Origin of the sequence: Micromonospora sp. HUAS YX12 (assembly GCF_040215685.1) — a bacterium.
GTDB classification, from domain to species: Bacteria; Actinomycetota; Actinomycetes; order Mycobacteriales; family Micromonosporaceae; genus Micromonospora; species Micromonospora tulbaghiae.
Map to the genome: position 1 here is coordinate 788393 of NZ_CP157974.1, position 16025 is coordinate 804417.

Sequence of the window (16025 nt, forward strand, 5' to 3'; positions counted from 1 at the left end):
TCCCCCGGTGGCTTTTCTGTGACTCAGATTCCGACGTGGAGCGGCGGACCGGCCAGTCCCCCCACTGGACGCGCGGCGCCCGGCACCACCATCGGTGGTCGCTACTCGCTGCGCTCCCCCGTGGGCAACGGAGGCATGGGCACGGTCTGGCGGGCCACAGACACGTTGCTGCGCCGTGATGTGGCGGTCAAGGAGGTCGTCCTCCCGCCGGGGCTCGCCCCGAGCGACCGCGACGCGCTCTACGAACGGACGCTGCGGGAGGCCCGCGCCGCCGCCGCGATCCAGCACCCGGCAGTGGTGCAGGTCTACGACGTGGTCACCGAGGGTGGCCGCCCGTGGATCGTGATGGAGCTGCTGGACGCCCGCAGCCTGGCCGACATGGTGATCGAGGACGGGCCGGTCGCACCGCGCGCCGTCGCCAAGATCGGGATCGCGCTGCTCGGCGCGCTGGAGGTGGCGCACGCCATCGGCGTGCTGCACCGCGACGTCAAGCCGGCGAACGTGCTGATCTGCACCGACGGCCGCTGCGTGCTGACCGACTTCGGCGTCGCCCGGATGCCCACCGACGTGCAGCTCACCACGCCCGGCATGGTGCTCGGCTCGCCGCACTTCATCTCGCCCGAGCGGGCCATGGGCCAGGAGTTCGGGCCGCCGAGCGACCTGTTCTCGCTCGGCGTGACGCTCTACACGGCGGTCGAGGGCCGGCCCCCGTTCGACAAGGGCGACCCGATCGAGACCATGCACGCCGTCGTCGAGGATCCGCCCGCCACGCCGCAGCGCAGCGGCCCGCTGACCGGCGTGCTGATGGGGCTGCTGGAGAAGGATCCGGCCCGCCGGATGGACGTGCACCGGGCCCGGGCCAACCTGCGCGAGCTGCTCGCCGGGCCGCTGACCAGCACCGCTACCGCTGTCAACTCCGTCACCGACCCGTACGCGGTGGTGCCGGTTCCGCGCCCGACCACGCCGCCGGCCATCGCGGCGGAGCCGAAGCCGAGCGGGCAGATCGGCGGCCGGGCGATGATCGGCCCGGACGAGTCGCTCACCGACCGCCTCGCCGCGCTGCGCCGCGGCGGGCGGCCCAAGGCCGAGAAGGCCGCGGCGGGCGCCGCCGCGCTCGACGAGACCAGCGCCGACGCGCTGGCCGGCCCGCTGCACACCCCGACCGGCGCGATGTCCGGGCCGGGCACGCCGGAGGCCACCCAGCGCATCTCTCCGGACGCCACGGTCCGGCTCGGCCAGGGCGCCGGAGCGGACGCGACCCAGGCGGTACCGGCCGCTTACGGCCGCACCGTCGACGCCACCCAGCCGGTGTACGGCGGCAACCAGTGGTCGGTGCCCGGCACCGGCCAGGCGTGGACCACCCCGGCCACCGCACCGGCCGCCGCCGGTGGTGGCGGCGCACTCGGCACCGGCAAGGGCCTGCTGGGCCGGGTGAAGGCGTGGCCGCGCAAGGTCCAGCTCGCCGCCGCCGGTGGCCTCGCCGTGGTGCTGCTGGTGAGCGTGATCGCGCTGACCAGCGGCGGCGACGACGCTCCCCCGCCGATCGTGGGCGCGCTGCCGTCGAACTCGGCCGCCGCCTCGCCGGTGGAGATGCAGGAGCAGACCGTCAAGGGCATCACCGTCCAGGTGCCGAAGGGCTGGGACCGCAAGACCGGTGGCGTCTTCGTCGACTACGTCGACCCGCAGGACGAGAGCCGCAAGGTGCGGCTGCTGGCCGAGAACTGGGGCGGTACATCGGTCAGCTGGGCCGAGTTCGCCTCCCGCAACCTCCGCGACAAGAGCAAGTCGTGCGCCAAGCCCTACGAACAGCTCGCGATGACCGAGACGACGCTGGCCGGCAAGCCGGCTGCCGAGTTCGAGTACACCTGCGGCGAGGGCGACGAGAAGCGGCACGGCGTGTGGCGGGGCGTGGTCCAGGGCGGCAAGGTCTACTCGTTCTACCTCTCGTCCAGCGACGCCACGTTCGCCGAGAGCAAGCCGATCTTCGACGCGATGGCCGGCTCGTTCCAGCTCACGGCGGCCAACTGAGTCGAGGCCGACGGCCAGTGGTGATCCGCCGCCGTGCTTTCATGAGGCAATGGCGGCGGAACCCACTGACCTTGACGACCTTCGCGTACGAGCCGAGCGCTGGCTCGCCGACGACCCCGACCCGGCCGACCGCGACGCGCTGCGCGCGGTCCTCGACGGGCTGCCCGGCACGGCGGCCGACCTGGCCGACCGGTTCGCCGGCCCGCTGACCTTCGGCACCGCCGGGCTGCGCGGCCCGCTGCGGGCCGGGCCGAACGGCATGAACCTCGCCGTGGTCACCCAGGCCGCCGCCGGGCTCGTCGGCTGGCTCGCCGCCCAGGGCGGCGAGGGTCCGCTGGTGATCGGGTACGACGCCCGGTACGGCTCCCGTGCGTTCGCCGAGCGCACCGCGCAGGTGGCGACCGGTGCGGGCCGCCCGGCGCTGCTGCTGCCCCGGCCGCTGCCCACGCCCGTGCTGGCGTTCGCGGTCCGGCACCTCGGCGCGGTCGCCGGGGTGATGGTCACCGCCAGCCACAACCCGCCGCAGGACAACGGCTACAAGGTCTACCTGGGCGCGCAGCTCGGCGGTGAGCTGGGCGCGGGCGCGCAGATCGTGCCGCCCGCCGACGCCGGGATCGAGGCGGCCATCCGGGCGGTCGGCCCGCTCGCGGCGGTGCCGCTCGGCCCGGCCGGTCAGGTGCTCGGCGACGACCTGGTGACCGCGTACGTCGAGCGGGCCGCCGCGGTGGTGGACCCGGCCGGACCACGGGACCTCAAGGTGGCGTACACGCCGCTGCACGGGGTGGGCGGCGCGGTGCTGACCGCCGCGTTCGCCCGCGCCGGTTTCGGCGTGCCCGGCATGGTGCCCGAGCAGGCCGAGCCGGACCCGGCGTTCCCGACCGTGAGCTTCCCCAACCCGGAGGAGCCGGGCGCGGTGGACCTGCTGGTCGCGCTCGCCGACCGCACCGGCGCGGACCTGGCGATCGCCAACGACCCGGACGCGGACCGCTGCGCGGTGGCGGTACGCGACGCCGGATCCTGGCGGATGCTGCGCGGCGACGAGGTGGGCGCGCTGCTCGCCGACCACCTGATGCGCCGTGGCGTGACCGGCCTGTACGCCACCACGATCGTGTCGTCGGCGCTGCTGCGGGCCATGGCGGCGGCCCGGGGCCTGCCCTACGACGAGACGCTCACCGGGTTCAAGTGGATCGTCCGGGCCGGCGGCGGCCGGGAGCCGCTGGTGTACGGCTACGAGGAGGCGCTGGGCTACTGCGTCGCGCCGGCTCACGTACGCGACAAGGACGGCATCACCGCCGCGCTGACTGTCGCCGAGCTGGCCGCCGGTCTCAAGGCCGAGGGCCGTACGCTCCTCGACCGGCTCGACGAGCTGGCCGCCGAGTTCGGCGTGCACCACACCGAGCAGCTCTCGGTCCGGGTGGAGGACCTGCGGGTGATCGCGGACTCGATGGCCCGGATCCGGGCGGCCACCCCGACCGCGCTGCTCGGGCAGCCGGTGACCGAGGCGTCCGACCTGCTCCCCGACGCGGACGTGGTGATCCTGCGCACGAGCGCGGCCCGGGTGGTGATCCGGCCCTCGGGCACGGAGCCGAAGCTCAAGGCGTACCTGGAGGTGGTGGAGCCGGTGAGCGGCGGCGACGTGCCGGCGGCCCGGCAGCGCGCGCGGGCCGCCGTGGCCGAGCTGCGCAACGAGATCGCCGCCGCCCTGGGCCTCTGACCACCGATGCAAGGAAGGGCCCCTTGTTAACGCCTGGCGTTAACAAGGGGCCCTTCCTCTACCTGAGGCGTTAAGAGGGGGCCCTTCCTTACCGCTTGCCGAGGGCGGCGTCGACGGCCTGGCCCAGCGCGGCGACGACCAGGCTGATCGACGGGCGTACCACGCTGTCGTCCAGGCTCACCGTGCCGGAGAACCCGGCGCCGGCCGCGATCTCCTCCAGGCGCCGGCCGGCGTCCTCGGCGGCCGGGCCGGTCAGCCCCAGCGCCGGTTCCATCCGCAGCACCGCGACGAGCGTGGCCAGCGCGGCGGTCCGCTCGTCCGGGAGCTGCCCGCTGGTCAGCGCGTCGGCCAGCCGCCGCCGGATGTCCGCCTCGACCGAGGCGTCGGCCACCGGGTAGCGATGCACATGGATGAAGCCCAGCTCGGTCTCGTCCACGTCCCGCACCACGCCCCGGCCGCAGAGGTCGGAGAGGATCCGGTCGCGCAGCCCGTGCCGCAGTCGCTGCACCCAGGACGACGGCGTGTGCGGGGTGTCCGCGGCGATCTTGGCGAGGACGGCGTCCGCGATCGGCTCGCCGGTCGGGGCCGGGTCGACCACCGCCAGGTTCCCGTCCGCGTACGCGACCCGTCCGGCCAGGGCCAGCTCGACCAGCACCGCGGCGGCCATGCCCAGGTCCAGGCTGATCCGCGGCATGGTGGCCTTGCCGGTTTCGTCGTCATACGCGAGGAGCAGCAGCTCCTCGGCGAGCGCAACACCAGTCATGGCCCGGAACGCTAGCGCCTCCCCGCACCCCCGCGCATCGACTCGCCGGGGCCGCCCGATTCACGCCGAGAGGGCCCCTTCCCAGCGAGAAAGGGCCCTCTCCGCCGAATCGCCGGATCCGGGGTCGCCGGGTCGAACCGGATCCCCGGACACCCGGGTCAGAAGCGGGGCATGCCGCCGAACTGGCGGTCACCGGCGTCGCCCAGGCCGGGGACGATGAACTTCGAGTCGTTCAGTCCCTCGTCGATCGAGGCGGTGACCAGGCGCAGCGGCAGCCCGGAGCGCTCCAGCCGCTCGATGCCGACCGGGGCGGCCAGCACGCACAGCACTGTGATGTCGGTGCAGCCGCGGTCGGCGAGCAGCCGGCAGCAGTGCTCCAGCGAGCCGCCGGTGGCGAGCATCGGGTCGAGCACCAGCACCGGCAGGCCGCTGAGGTCGCGCGGCAGCGACTCCATGTACGCGCGGGGCTCGTACGTCTCCTCGTCGCGGGCCAGGCCGACGAAGCCCATCGACGACTCGGGCAGCAGGCCGAGCGCGGCGTCGGCCATGCCGAGACCGGCCCGCAGCACCGGCACCAGCAGCGGCGGGTTCGCCAGCCGGGTGCCCTCGGTGGCGGTGACCGGAGTCTGGATCGAGTACTTCTCGACCGGGAAGGAGCGCGCGGCCTCGTACACCAGCATGGTGGTGAGTTCGCGCAGCGCGGCCCGGAACGACGACGAGTCGGTCCGGGCGTCCCGCATGGCGGTCAGCCGCGTCTGGGCGAGCGGATGGTCAATGACGTGTACGTCCACGATCGCTCAACCTACCGTTTGGCGGCCCGGCGCACGGCGGGTGCGGTACGACCAGCGACACCGCTCACGTATGACGCTCACGACTGGTCGCCTGTGGGCAAGATCACTCGACTCCTGGGTGCGTACTATTCGGGGCATGACGGCGACAACGACGTCGGCCCGGTCGGACCTCACCGAGCTGGGACGATCCGAGACCGCTCTGCGGACCTTCCTGCACGGCCTGCCCGGCGTGGACCAGGTCGGCGCGGAGCAGCGGGCGGCGCAACTCGGCACCCGCTCCATCAAGACCACGGCCAAGGCCGAGGCGATCGACCTGGCGATCCGGATGGTCGACCTGACCACCCTCGAAGGGGCGGACACCCCGGGCAAGGTGCGGGCGCTGGCCGCCAAGGCGCTGCGCCCCGACCCGGCCGACCCGAGCTGCCCGCACGTCGGCGCCGTCTGCGTCTACCCGTCGATGGTCCCGTACGTGGCCGAGGTGCTGCGCGGCAGCGGCGTGCACCTGGCCAGCGTGGCGACCGCGTTCCCGTCCGGCCAGGCCCCGCTGGAGATCAAGCTCGCCGACGTGCGCGCGGCGGTCGAGGCGGGCGCCGACGAGATCGACATGGTGATCAACCGGGGCGCGTTCCTGGCCGGGCGCTACTCCGAGGTCTACGACGAGATCGTGGCCACCAAGGAAGCCTGCGGGGACGCCCACCTCAAGGTCATCCTGGAGACCGGTGAGCTGGCCACGTACGACAACGTGCGGCGCGCGTCCTGGCTCGCCATGCTGGCGGGCGGCGACTTCATCAAGACCTCCACCGGCAAGGTTCCGGTCGCGGCCACCCTGCCGGTGACGCTGGTGATGCTGGAGGCGGTGCGCGACTTCCGCGCCGCCACCGGGCGTCAGGTCGGCGTCAAGCCGGCCGGCGGCATCAAGACCACCAAGGACGCGATCAAGTACCTGGTCATGGTCAACGAGACCGTCGGCGCCGACTGGCTGAGCCCGGACTGGTTCCGGTTCGGCGCGTCCAGCCTGCTCAACGACCTGCTCATGCAGCGCACCAAGCTGACGACCGGCGTCTACGCCGGCCCCGACTACTTCACCCTGGACTGAACGCGATGTTCGAATACGCACCCGCCCCCGAGTCCCGCTCGGTGGTGGACATCAAGCCCTCGTACGGGCTCTTCGTCGACGGCGCGTTCGTCGACCCGGCCTCCGGCGGCAGCTTCAAGTCGGTGAACCCGGCCTCCGAGGAGGTGCTGGCCGAGATCGCCGAGGCCGGCGCCGACGACGTGGACCGCGCGGTCCGGGCCGCCCGGAGCGCGTACGAGAAGGTCTGGGGTCCGATGCCGGGCCGGGACCGGGCCAAGTACCTGTTCCGGATCGCCCGGATCATCCAGGAGCGCTCGCGCGAGCTGGCCGTGCTGGAGTCGCTGGACAACGGCAAGCCGATCAAGGAGTCCCGCGACGTCGACCTGCCGCTGGTCGCCGCGCACTTCTTCTACTACGCGGGCTGGGCGGACAAGCTGGAGCACGCCGGGTTCGGCCGGAGGCCGACGAGCCAGCACAGCGGCGCGACTCCGCAGCCTCTTGGCGTGGCCGCGCAGGTCATCCCGTGGAACTTCCCGCTGCTCATGCTGGCGTGGAAGATCGCCCCGGCGCTGGCCGCCGGCAACACGGTGGTGCTCAAGCCGGCCGAGACCACCCCGCTCACCGCGCTGCTGTTCGCCGAGATCTGCCAGCAGGCCGACCTGCCGGCCGGCGTGGTGAACATCGTCACCGGCGCCGGTGACACCGGCCGGGCGCTGGTCGAGCACCCGGGCGTGGACAAGGTCGCGTTCACCGGCTCCACCGAGGTCGGCCGCGCCATCGCCCGCGCGGTCGCCGGCACCCGCAAGAAGCTCACGCTGGAGCTGGGCGGCAAGGCCGCCAACATCGTCTTCGACGACGCCCCGATCGACCAGGCCGTCGAGGGCATCGTCAACGGCATCTTCTTCAACCAGGGCCACGTCTGCTGCGCCGGTTCCCGGCTGCTGGTCCAGGAGTCGGTCGCCGACCGGGTGCTGGAGTCGCTCAAGCGCCGGATGGCCCAGCTCCGGGTCGGCGACCCGCTGGACAAGAACACCGACATCGGCGCGATCAACTCGGCCGCACAGCTCGCCCGGATCCGGGAGCTGTCCGACGCCGGGTCCGCCGAGGGCGCCGAGCGCTGGTCGCCGCCGTGCGAGCTGCCCGAGCGCGGCTTCTGGTTCGCGCCGACCATCTTCACCGGCGTCACCCAGGCGCACCGGATCGCCCGCGAGGAGATCTTCGGCCCGGTGCTGTCGGTGCTCACGTTCCGCACCCCGGCGGAGGCCGTCGAGAAGGCCAACAACACGCCGTACGGGCTGTCGGCCGGGATCTGGACCGACAAGGGTTCCCGGATCCTGTGGCTGGCCGACCGGCTGCGCGCGGGCGTGGTGTGGGCCAACACGTTCAACAAGTTCGACCCGACCTCGCCGTTCGGCGGCTACAAGGAGTCGGGCTACGGTCGCGAGGGCGGCCGGCACGGGCTGGAGGGGTACCTCAATGTCTGAGCGGGTCGCGGTACGCAAGACGTACAAGCTCTTCATCGGCGGGAAGTTCCCGCGCAGCGAGTCGGGACGGTCGTATCTCGTGCAATCCGCGAACGTGTCTCTTGCCTCCCGGAAGGACGCGCGGGACGCGGTCGTGGCCGCCCGCGCCGCGGTGAAGGGCTGGGCCGGGGCGACCGCGTACAACCGGGGTCAGATCCTCTACCGGGTCGCCGAGATGCTGGAGGGCCGGCGCGAGCAGTTCGTGGCCCTGGGCGTCCCGGCCGACGAGGTGGACGCCGCGATCGACCGCTGGGTCTGGTACGCGGGCTGGTCCGACAAGATCGCCCAGGTGTACGGCGGGGCGAACCCGGTGGCCGGCCCGTACTTCAACCTGTCCGCGCCGGAGCCCAGCGGCGTGGTGGCGGTGGTGGCCCCCGAGGAGCCCGCGCTGCTCGGCCTGGTGAGCGTGATCGCCCCGGCGATCGTGACCGGCAACACGGTGGTGGTGGCCGCCTCCCCGGCGGCGCCGCTGGCGGCGGTGACGCTGGCCGAGGTGCTCGCGACCTCCGACCTGCCCGGCGGGGTGGTCAACATCCTCACCGGCCGGCTGGCCGAGACCGTGCCGACGCTCGCCGCGCACATGGACGTCAACGCGATCGACCTGACCGGCGTCGCCGACGCCGAGCTGGCGGCCGACCTGGAGATCAGGGCCGCGGAGAACCTCAAGCGGGTGCTGCGGCCGGCTCCGGCCGACCACGACTGGTACGCCGACCCCGGCATCACCCGGATGACCACGCTGCTGGAGATCAAGACGGTCTGGCACCCGAAGGGCGTCTGACCCGGGCGGTCCCCGGGGGTCGGAAGGGATCTACTACCGGGGGTAGGATTGCCGGGTGACTCGGCTGGGGGACCTTGAGCGTGCGGTGATGGACGTGCTGTGGGACGCGGCGCCCGCCTCGTCGGGCGGGGTGACGGTGCGCGAGGTCGCCGACGCCCTGGACGGCCGGGAACTGGCCTACACCACTGTGATGACAGTGCTCGACCGGCTCGCCGGCAAGGGCATGGTGCAGCGCGAGCGGGAGGGGCGCGCCTGGCGTTACCGCCCGGCCGCCACCCGCGAGGCGCACATCGCCCAGCTCATGCTCGAAGCCCTCGACCTCGGCGGCAGCCGGGACGCCGCGCTCGTGCGCTTCGCCCGCTCGGTCACCGGCACGGAGGCGGACGTGCTCCGCGCCGCGCTCGGCGCCGAGGCCGGGGCGACAGCCGAGGACGGACCGGCCGGCCGGGTCGAGAACCCCCGGCCCGGCCGGCCGGCGCTCGACGAGGCGACGGACCGGTAGGGCGGCTGCCGTGGCGTACGCCCTGCACTTCGCCGCGATCGTCCTGGCCTGCTGGCTGACCGCGCAGGTCCTCGCCGCCGCGCGCTGGACCTGGCGGGCGCCCCGGGTGGCGATCATCTGCTGGCAGGCGGTCGGGCTGGCGCTCGGCCTGTCCGCCATGGGGCTGCCGATGGCGCTGGGGCTCGACGCGTACGACCGGGCGACCGGGCACGCGCTGCTGGCCCTGGCCGACGACCTGGCCCACGGCACGCTGCCGGCCGGGGTGGGCGCGGTGCACCTCAGCCTGGTCGGCGTCGGTCTCGGCATCGGCGCGGTGCTGCTCACCACGACGGTACGCAGCCTGCACGGCGCGGTCCGCGCCCAGCGCCGGCACCGGGAGCTGCTGCACCTGGTGGCCCGGCGTGACCCCACGGTGCCCGGCGCGCTGGTGCTCGACCACCCGAGCGCGGCGGCGTACTGCCTGCCCGGGGTGCGTCCCCGGGTGGTGGTGAGCGCCGGCACGCTCGACCTGCTCGACCCGGCCGAGCTGGCGGCGGTGCTCACCCACGAGCGGGCGCACGCCCAGGAGCGGCACGACCTGGTGCTGCTGCCGTTCACCGCGCTGTGCCGGGCGCTGCCCTGGTTCCAGTGGGTGCGGGACGCGCACGCGCGGGTGGCGCTGCTGGTCGAGATGCGCGCCGACGACAAGGCCCGGGAGCTGCACGCGGAGGCGCCGCTGGCCGGTGCGCTGCGCCGGTTCGCCGCCGCCGGGCACCGGGTCCAGCCGGCCGGCACGCTCGGACTCGGCGACCGCGACCTCGACGTACGGGTGCAGCGGCTGCTCGTCGCGGACCGCCCGCCGCGGGTGCTCGGCGCGATGGCGCTGGCCGTCGCGGGCACGCTCGTCTCCCTGCCGTTCGCCCTGTTCCTGAGCTGACCTCGCCCCCTACGGGACTTCTCCGGGTTCGCGCACCCCTATAGGTAGCTAGGCTACGTGTAGGTTGGCTACGACAAGAGAGCCAACCCATGGGAGGACGACAGTGGACCCGCTGCTCCTCGCCCGCCTCCAGTTCGCCACCACCACCTCGATCCACTTCCTGTTCGTGGCGGTCACGCTCGGCCTGGTCACGCTGCTGGTCGGGCTGCAGACGGCCGGCTACCTGACCGGCAAGCCGGTGTACGAGCGGCTGACCCGGTTCTGGGGCCAGCTCTACGTGATCAACTACGTGCTCGGCATCGCCACCGGCATCGTGATGGAGTTCCAGTTCGGGCTGAACTGGAGCGGGCTGTCGCGCTACGTCGGAAACGTGTTCGGCGCGCCGCTGGCCATCGAGACGCTCGTGGCGTTCTTCCTGGAGTCCACGTTCCTCGGCATGTGGATCTTCGGGTGGCACCGGCTGCGGCGCGGCGTGCATCTGGCGCTGCTCTGGGGCGTGGCGATCACCGCGTACGCCTCGGCCTTCTGGATCATGGTGGCGAACGCCTGGCTCCAGAACCCGGTCGGGTACGAGGTCCGCGACGGCGTGGCCCACCTCACCGACTTCGGCGCGCTGCTCACCAATCCCACGTTCGGCATGGCGTTCGGCCACGTCGTCTCGGCGAGCCTGGTCACCGGCGGCCTGCTGATGGCCGCGGTGAGCGCCTGGCACCTGCTCCGGCGTACCCCCGACTACGCGCTCTTCCGCACCTCGCTGCGGCTAGGCCTGGTCACCGCGGCGCTCTCGGTCAGCCTGCTCCAGGGTTTCGGCTTCGCCCAGTTCGGCCCGGTCGGGCAGCTCCAGCCGACCAAGTTCGGCGGCGGGCCGGACCGGGACGCGCTCGTCGCCGACTGGACCGCGCGGTTCGGCCCCGGCGACTGGGAACCGCCGGTGCTCTCCGACGTCGGCCTCGGCTTCATGATCCTGATCGGCTTCACGCTCGGCGCCCTCTGGCTCCTGCTGCCGCTGCTCTGGCGCGACTGGATCATCCGGCTGAAGGTGCCGCTCTGGCTGATCCTGCTCGGCCTGCCGCTGCCCTTCGTCGCGATGCTGCTCGGCTGGATCGCCCGCGAGGTCGGCCGCCAGCCATGGGCCGCGTACGGGCTGCTGCCCACCGCGCAGGCCGTCTCACCGGTCTCGCCCGCGCTGATGCTCACCTCGCTGATCGGGTTCAGCCTGCTGCTCGGCGCGCTCGCGGTGACCAACTGGGTGCTGCTGGCCCGGCACGCCGCCCGCGGGGCGCGCGACCCCGCGCTCGGCCGACCGCCCGCGCCCGACACCGACGCCCACCACCAGCCCGTGTTCGTCTGAGGGAGCCCGCCGTGGAACTCGCCTGGTACGCCCTGCTCGGCCTCTTCTTCGCCACCTACCTCGTGCTCGGCGGCTACGACTACGGCGTCGGCCTGCTGCTGGCCCGGCGCGGCCCGGCACCGGGCAGCCGGGCCACGCTCACCGCGCTCGGGCCGTTCTTCCTCGGCAACGAGGTCTGGCTGGTGGCCGCCGTCGGCATCCTGTTCGGCGCGTTCCCCCGGCTGGAGGGTGAGCTGCTCTCCGGCTTCTACCCGGCCGTGCTCGCCGCGCTGACCGGGGTGGTGCTGGTGACCGCCGGGGTGCAGTTGCGCAGCCGCCCGGCCTCCGCCACCGCTCGCGCCCGCTGGGACCGGGTGGTGGTGGCCGGCTGCGTGCTCGCCGCGCTGGGCTGGGGCGCGGTGCTCGCCGGGCTGCTCCAAGGCGTGCCGTTGAGCGCTGACGGCCACGTGGCCGGTGCCGGTCATCTCGCCACCCCGTTCGTCGCCGCCGCCGGGCTGGCGCTGCTCGCGCTGGTCGCGGTGCACGGTGCGACGTTCCTCACGCTCCGGCTGCCCGCCGCCGAGGCCCCGGCGCTCGCCCGGCTGGCGAGCGGCCTGGTACCCGCCGCGCTCACCGCTGTCGCCTCGGTCACCGTCCTGGGGCTGCTCTCCGATCGGGTACGCGCCGCGGTGGCGCGCCCGGCTGTGGCCGTACTCCTGCCGTTGGCGCTCGTGGTGACGCTGCTGGCGGCCCGCGCGGCGCTGCGGCGGGGCCGGGCCGGGGTGGCCTTCGCGGCGACCGCGACGGCGCTGGCGCTGCCCGCGCCGCTGGTCGGGGCCGCGCTCTGGCCCCGGATCCTGGTCTCCACGACCGACCCGGCGGCGTCGCTCACAGTGGCCGAGGCGGCCGCCAGCCGCCCGACGCTGGCGCTGTTGGGATGGCTCGCGCTGCCGCTCCTGCCGGCCCTACTAGGCTTTCAGGCGATGTGCTGGTGGGTGTTCCGGGGACGGATCGACGGCAGGGCACCGGTGTACTGGTGAGCCGCCGCCCGTTCGACCCGCGTCTGCTGCGTCGGGTCCCCGCGGCCCGGCGCGACCTCGCCGTGCTCGCGGTACTGGGCGGGCTCACCGCGCTGCTGGTGATCGCCCAGGCCACCGCGCTGGCGACGCTGCTGGCCACGGCGTTCGACGGGCGGCTGCACCGGCCGGCGCTGGCCGGGTTCGTGGCCGCGGTCGCCGGGCGGGCGCTGGTGAGCTGGGCGCAGGGCGCAGTGGCGGCGCGGGCCGCCGCGACGGTCAAGGCGGCGCTGCGCGCCGATCTGCTCGGCGCGGTCGGCCGGCACGGCCCCACCTGGGTCGCCGGCCAGCGGGCGGGGCAGCTCGCCACCCTGGCCGGGCGCGGTCTGGACGCGCTCGACCCCTACTTCACCGGCTACCTGCCGCAACTCGTGCTGAGCGTCACGGTGCCAGTGGCGGTGCTGGCCCGGATCGTGTTCGCCGACTGGAGCTCGGCGCTGATCATCGCGCTCACCATCCCGCTCATCCCGATCTTCGGCGCGCTGCTCGGCTGGCAGGCGCAGGCCGCCACCGAACGGCAGTGGCGCCGGCTGTCGCTGCTCGGCGGGCACTTCCTCGACATGGTGGCCGGGCTGCCCACGCTGCGCGCGTTCGGCCGGTCCCGGGGCCAGGTCGACGTGGTACGCCGGATGGCCGACGGCCACCGCCAGGCCACCATGAAGACGCTGCGGATCGCGTTCCTGTCCGCGCTGGTGCTGGAACTGGTAGCCACGCTCTCCGTCGCGCTGGTCGCGGTGCCGATCGGCATCCGGCTGCTCGGCGGCGGCATCACGCTCTCCACCGCGCTGCTGGTGCTGCTGCTCACCCCGGAGGCGTACCTGCCGCTGCGGGCCGCGGGCAGCCGGTTCCACGCCAGCATGGAAGGGCTCACCGCGCTGGACGAGGCGCTCACGCTCTCCGCCGGCGACGCACCCGCCACCACCACCGGGCCCCGCGGTCCGGCGCCGGGCGGCCGGGGCGAGATCCGCTTCGAGGACGTGACGGTCGCGTACGACCGGACGACCGCGCTGCGCGACGTCACGCTGACCATCCGGCCCGGCGACCGGGTGGCCATCATCGGGCCCAGCGGCGCGGGCAAGAGCACGCTGCTCAACCTGCTGCTCGGCTTCGTCGCCCCGACCTCCGGCCGGGTCACCGTCGACGGGGTGGACCTGGCCGGGGCCGACCTCGACGCCTGGCGGCGCGAGCTGGCCTGGGTGCCGCAGCGGGCGCACCTGTTCGCCGGGTCGCTCGCCGACAACATCCGCCTCGGCGCACCGGACACCCCCGATGCCGCGCTCGCCGCGGCGGTCACCGGCGCCGCGCTGGACGAGGTGGTCGACGCCCTGCCCGACGGGCTGGACACCCGCCTCGGCGAGCGCGGCCACGGGCTGTCCAGCGGGCAGCGGCAGCGCGTCGCGCTGGCCCGCGCGTTCCTCCGGGACGCCCCGATCGTGCTGCTCGACGAGCCGACCGCGCGGCTGGACAGCGCCAGCGAGGCGGTGGTGCTGGACGCGACCCGGCGGCTGGTCGCCGGACGTACCGCGCTGCTCGTCGCGCACCGGCCCGCGCTGCTCGCCGACGCCGACCGGATCCTGCGCGTCGAGGACGGCCGGGTCACCGAGCTGCACGCGACCGCCACCGGCCCGGGAGTCTCCCGATGAGCGCCGTCTCCCCCGCCTGCCCGGTGGTGGCCCGGTGACCGCCGCCGACGGCGTGACGCCGGTGGGCCGCGAGCCGGCCGGGCCGACCGGGGTACCGGTCGCGCCCTCCGGCTCGCCGGAACCGCCCGCACCTGCCCGTACCGGCGCCGAGCGGGCGGTGCTGCGCCTGGCCCGGCCGTACCTGAGCCGGCTGCTCGGCGCCGGACTGCTCGCCGCCGCGACCGAGTTCGCCGGCCTGGCACTGATGGCCACCGCCACCTGGCTGCTGATGAGCGCCGCCGGCCGGCCTCCGCTGGACCGGCTGACGGTGGCCATCGTCGCGGTCCGGGCGCTCGCGGTCAGCCGGGGCGTGTTCCGGTACACCGAACGGCTCGCCGGGCACGACGCCGTACTCCGCATGATCACCGATGTACGGGCCCGCGTCTTCGCCACGCTCGCCGCCCGGCGCGAGACCGGCCGGCGTACCGGGGACGCGCTGAGCCGGCTGGTCTCCGACGTGGAGGCCGCCCAGGACCTGCTCCTGCGCGTCCTCGTGCCGGGAGCGGCGGCGGCACTGGTCAGCGTGCTCGCGGTCGGCATCGCCGCGCTGATCTCGCCACCGGCCGCCGGTGTGCTCGCGATCGGCCTGCTCGTGGCAGGCGTGGCGCTGCCCGCGCTCGCCACCCGGATCACCCGCCGCGCCGCCGACGAGGTGGCCCCGCTGCGGGGCGCGCTCGCCGTGGACGCGGTCGACCTCACCCACGGCGCCGCCGACCTGGCCGCGTTCGGGGCGACCGGCGCCGCGCTCGCCGCCGCCCACCAGCGGGCCGGACGGCTGGCCCGGCTGGAACGCCGGCTCGCCGCGACCGGCTTCGCGGTGGACGCGCTCGGTGTCCTCGTCGGTGGCCTCACCGCCGCCGCCGTGGTGGTCGTGGCGCTGCGCGCCGAGGTCGGTGGCGTGCTCGTCGGCGTCCTCGCGGTCGGCTCGCTCGCCGCCGTGGAGGTGGCGCTCGCGCTCGTCGCGGCGGCCCGCCAGCGCACCCAGCTGCGGGCCGGGCTGGCCCGCGTCGCCGACCTGCTCACCGAGCCGGCCACGGCGACGCCGCAGACCACGCCGGAGCCCGGGAACGACGGCCACGACGTGCGGTTCTCCGACGTGACGGTCCGCTACCGGGCCGGTGCCGCCCCCGCCCTGGCCGGGTTCGACCTCGACCTGCCGGCCGGCCGCCGGGTGGCGGTGGTGGGGCCGAGCGGCGCCGGCAAGAGCACGCTCGCCGCAGTGCTCACCGGCGCGGTACGCCCCGACGCCGGCCGCGTCACCGCCCGCGGCGTGCCGGTGTCCGAGATCCCGGCCGAGCACCTGCCCCGGGTGGTCGGCGGCCTGCTCGCCGAGGCGTACGTCTTCCACGCGACGGTCAAGGAGAACCTGCTCCTCGGCCGGCCGGACGCCACCGAGGCGGACCTGGCCGCCGCGGCCCGGGCGGCCGGCCTGCTCGACTGGGTACGCGAGCAGCCCGACGGCTGGGAGACGGTGGTCGGCGAGCAGGGCGGGCAGCTCTCCGGCGGGCAGCGGCAGCGGCTCGCGCTGGCCCGCGCGCTGCTGGCCGCCCCGCCGGTGCTGGTGCTCGACGAGCCGACCGAAGGGCTCGACCCGGCGGCGGCCGACGCGGTGCTGGAGTCCACGCTCGCCGCCACCCCGGCCGGGCACTCGGTACTGCTGATCAGCCACCGGCTCAGCGGTCTGGCCGGGCTGGACGAGATCGTGGTGCTCGAAGGCGGCCGGGTCGTGCAGCGCGGCCGGCACGACGAGCTGGTGGCACGCCCCGGCTGGTACCGGGAGCAGTGGCTGCGCCAGGAGGCGGCCGAGCGCGGCTACCTGGCGATCACGCCCTGACGCCCGGCCGATC

Annotated in this window: 13 protein-coding genes; 11 read left to right on the plus strand and 2 right to left on the minus strand. The window is 74.7% G+C overall.

The window, feature by feature from the left end:
* Positions 1–18: 18 nt before the first annotated feature.
* Both ABIH81_RS03865 and ABIH81_RS03870 read left to right on the plus strand, forming a co-directional pair.
* Positions 19–2028 (plus strand): serine/threonine-protein kinase, encoded by a 2010-nt coding sequence (locus tag ABIH81_RS03865; RefSeq protein ID WP_349879049.1) that lies wholly within the window; start codon positions 19–21, stop codon positions 2026–2028.
* A 49-nt stretch (positions 2029–2077) separates the two neighbouring features.
* On the plus strand, positions 2078–3742 hold the full coding sequence (locus tag ABIH81_RS03870) for a phospho-sugar mutase (RefSeq protein ID WP_349879050.1): 1665 nt from the start codon (positions 2078–2080) through the stop codon (positions 3740–3742).
* 88 nt (positions 3743–3830) lie between these two features.
* Here ABIH81_RS03870 and ABIH81_RS03875 read toward each other — a convergent pair whose 3' ends face one another.
* The gene (locus tag ABIH81_RS03875) at positions 3831–4505 is read right to left on the minus strand and encodes a GPP34 family phosphoprotein (protein WP_349879051.1); all 675 of its coding nucleotides are present in this window, start codon (positions 4503–4505) and stop codon (positions 3831–3833) included.
* Between the two features lie 158 nt (positions 4506–4663).
* Complete coding sequence (gene upp, locus ABIH81_RS03880; RefSeq protein WP_349879052.1) at positions 4664–5296, minus strand: uracil phosphoribosyltransferase; 633 nt, start codon at positions 5294–5296, stop codon at positions 4664–4666.
* A 136-nt stretch (positions 5297–5432) separates the two neighbouring features.
* On the opposite strand from upp, the gene deoC reads away from it, so the two are divergent.
* The 9 genes from deoC (at position 5433) to cydC (ending at position 16012) form a co-directional block, all read left to right on the plus strand.
* Positions 5433–6392: a deoxyribose-phosphate aldolase gene (deoC, locus tag ABIH81_RS03885; RefSeq protein WP_047893661.1), complete on the plus strand. Its 960-nt coding sequence runs from the start codon at positions 5433–5435 to the stop codon at positions 6390–6392.
* Positions 6393–6397: 5 nt separating this feature from the next.
* Entirely contained in the window at positions 6398–7855 is a 1458-nt protein-coding gene (locus tag ABIH81_RS03890; RefSeq protein WP_349879053.1) for an aldehyde dehydrogenase family protein, read from the plus strand.
* On the plus strand, positions 7848–8672 hold the full coding sequence (locus tag ABIH81_RS03895) for an aldehyde dehydrogenase family protein (protein WP_349879054.1): 825 nt from the start codon (positions 7848–7850) through the stop codon (positions 8670–8672). The genes ABIH81_RS03890 and ABIH81_RS03895 overlap by 8 nt, the downstream gene beginning before the upstream one ends.
* A 55-nt stretch (positions 8673–8727) precedes the next feature.
* Complete coding sequence (locus ABIH81_RS03900; RefSeq protein WP_349879055.1) at positions 8728–9174, plus strand: BlaI/MecI/CopY family transcriptional regulator; 447 nt, start codon at positions 8728–8730, stop codon at positions 9172–9174.
* Positions 9175–9184: 10 nt separating this feature from the next.
* Positions 9185–10090, plus strand: coding sequence for a M56 family metallopeptidase (locus tag ABIH81_RS03905; protein WP_349879056.1), 906 nt, complete (start codon positions 9185–9187; stop codon positions 10088–10090).
* A gap of 103 nt (positions 10091–10193) precedes the next feature.
* Entirely contained in the window at positions 10194–11441 is a 1248-nt protein-coding gene (locus ABIH81_RS03910) for a cytochrome ubiquinol oxidase subunit I (RefSeq protein ID WP_349879057.1), read from the plus strand.
* 11 nt (positions 11442–11452) lie between these two features.
* Positions 11453–12460 carry a cytochrome d ubiquinol oxidase subunit II gene (locus tag ABIH81_RS03915; protein ID WP_349879058.1) on the plus strand — a complete coding sequence of 336 codons (1008 nt, stop codon included), beginning with the start codon at positions 11453–11455 and terminating at the stop codon, positions 12458–12460.
* Positions 12457–14139 (plus strand): thiol reductant ABC exporter subunit CydD, encoded by a 1683-nt coding sequence (gene cydD, locus ABIH81_RS03920; protein WP_349879059.1) that lies wholly within the window; start codon positions 12457–12459, stop codon positions 14137–14139. Before ABIH81_RS03915 ends, cydD begins: the two co-directional genes overlap by 4 nt.
* Positions 14140–14173: 34 nt before the next feature.
* The gene (gene cydC / locus ABIH81_RS03925) at positions 14174–16012 is read left to right on the plus strand and encodes a thiol reductant ABC exporter subunit CydC (protein WP_349879060.1); all 1839 of its coding nucleotides are present in this window, start codon (positions 14174–14176) and stop codon (positions 16010–16012) included.
* Positions 16013–16025 lie beyond the last annotated feature (13 nt).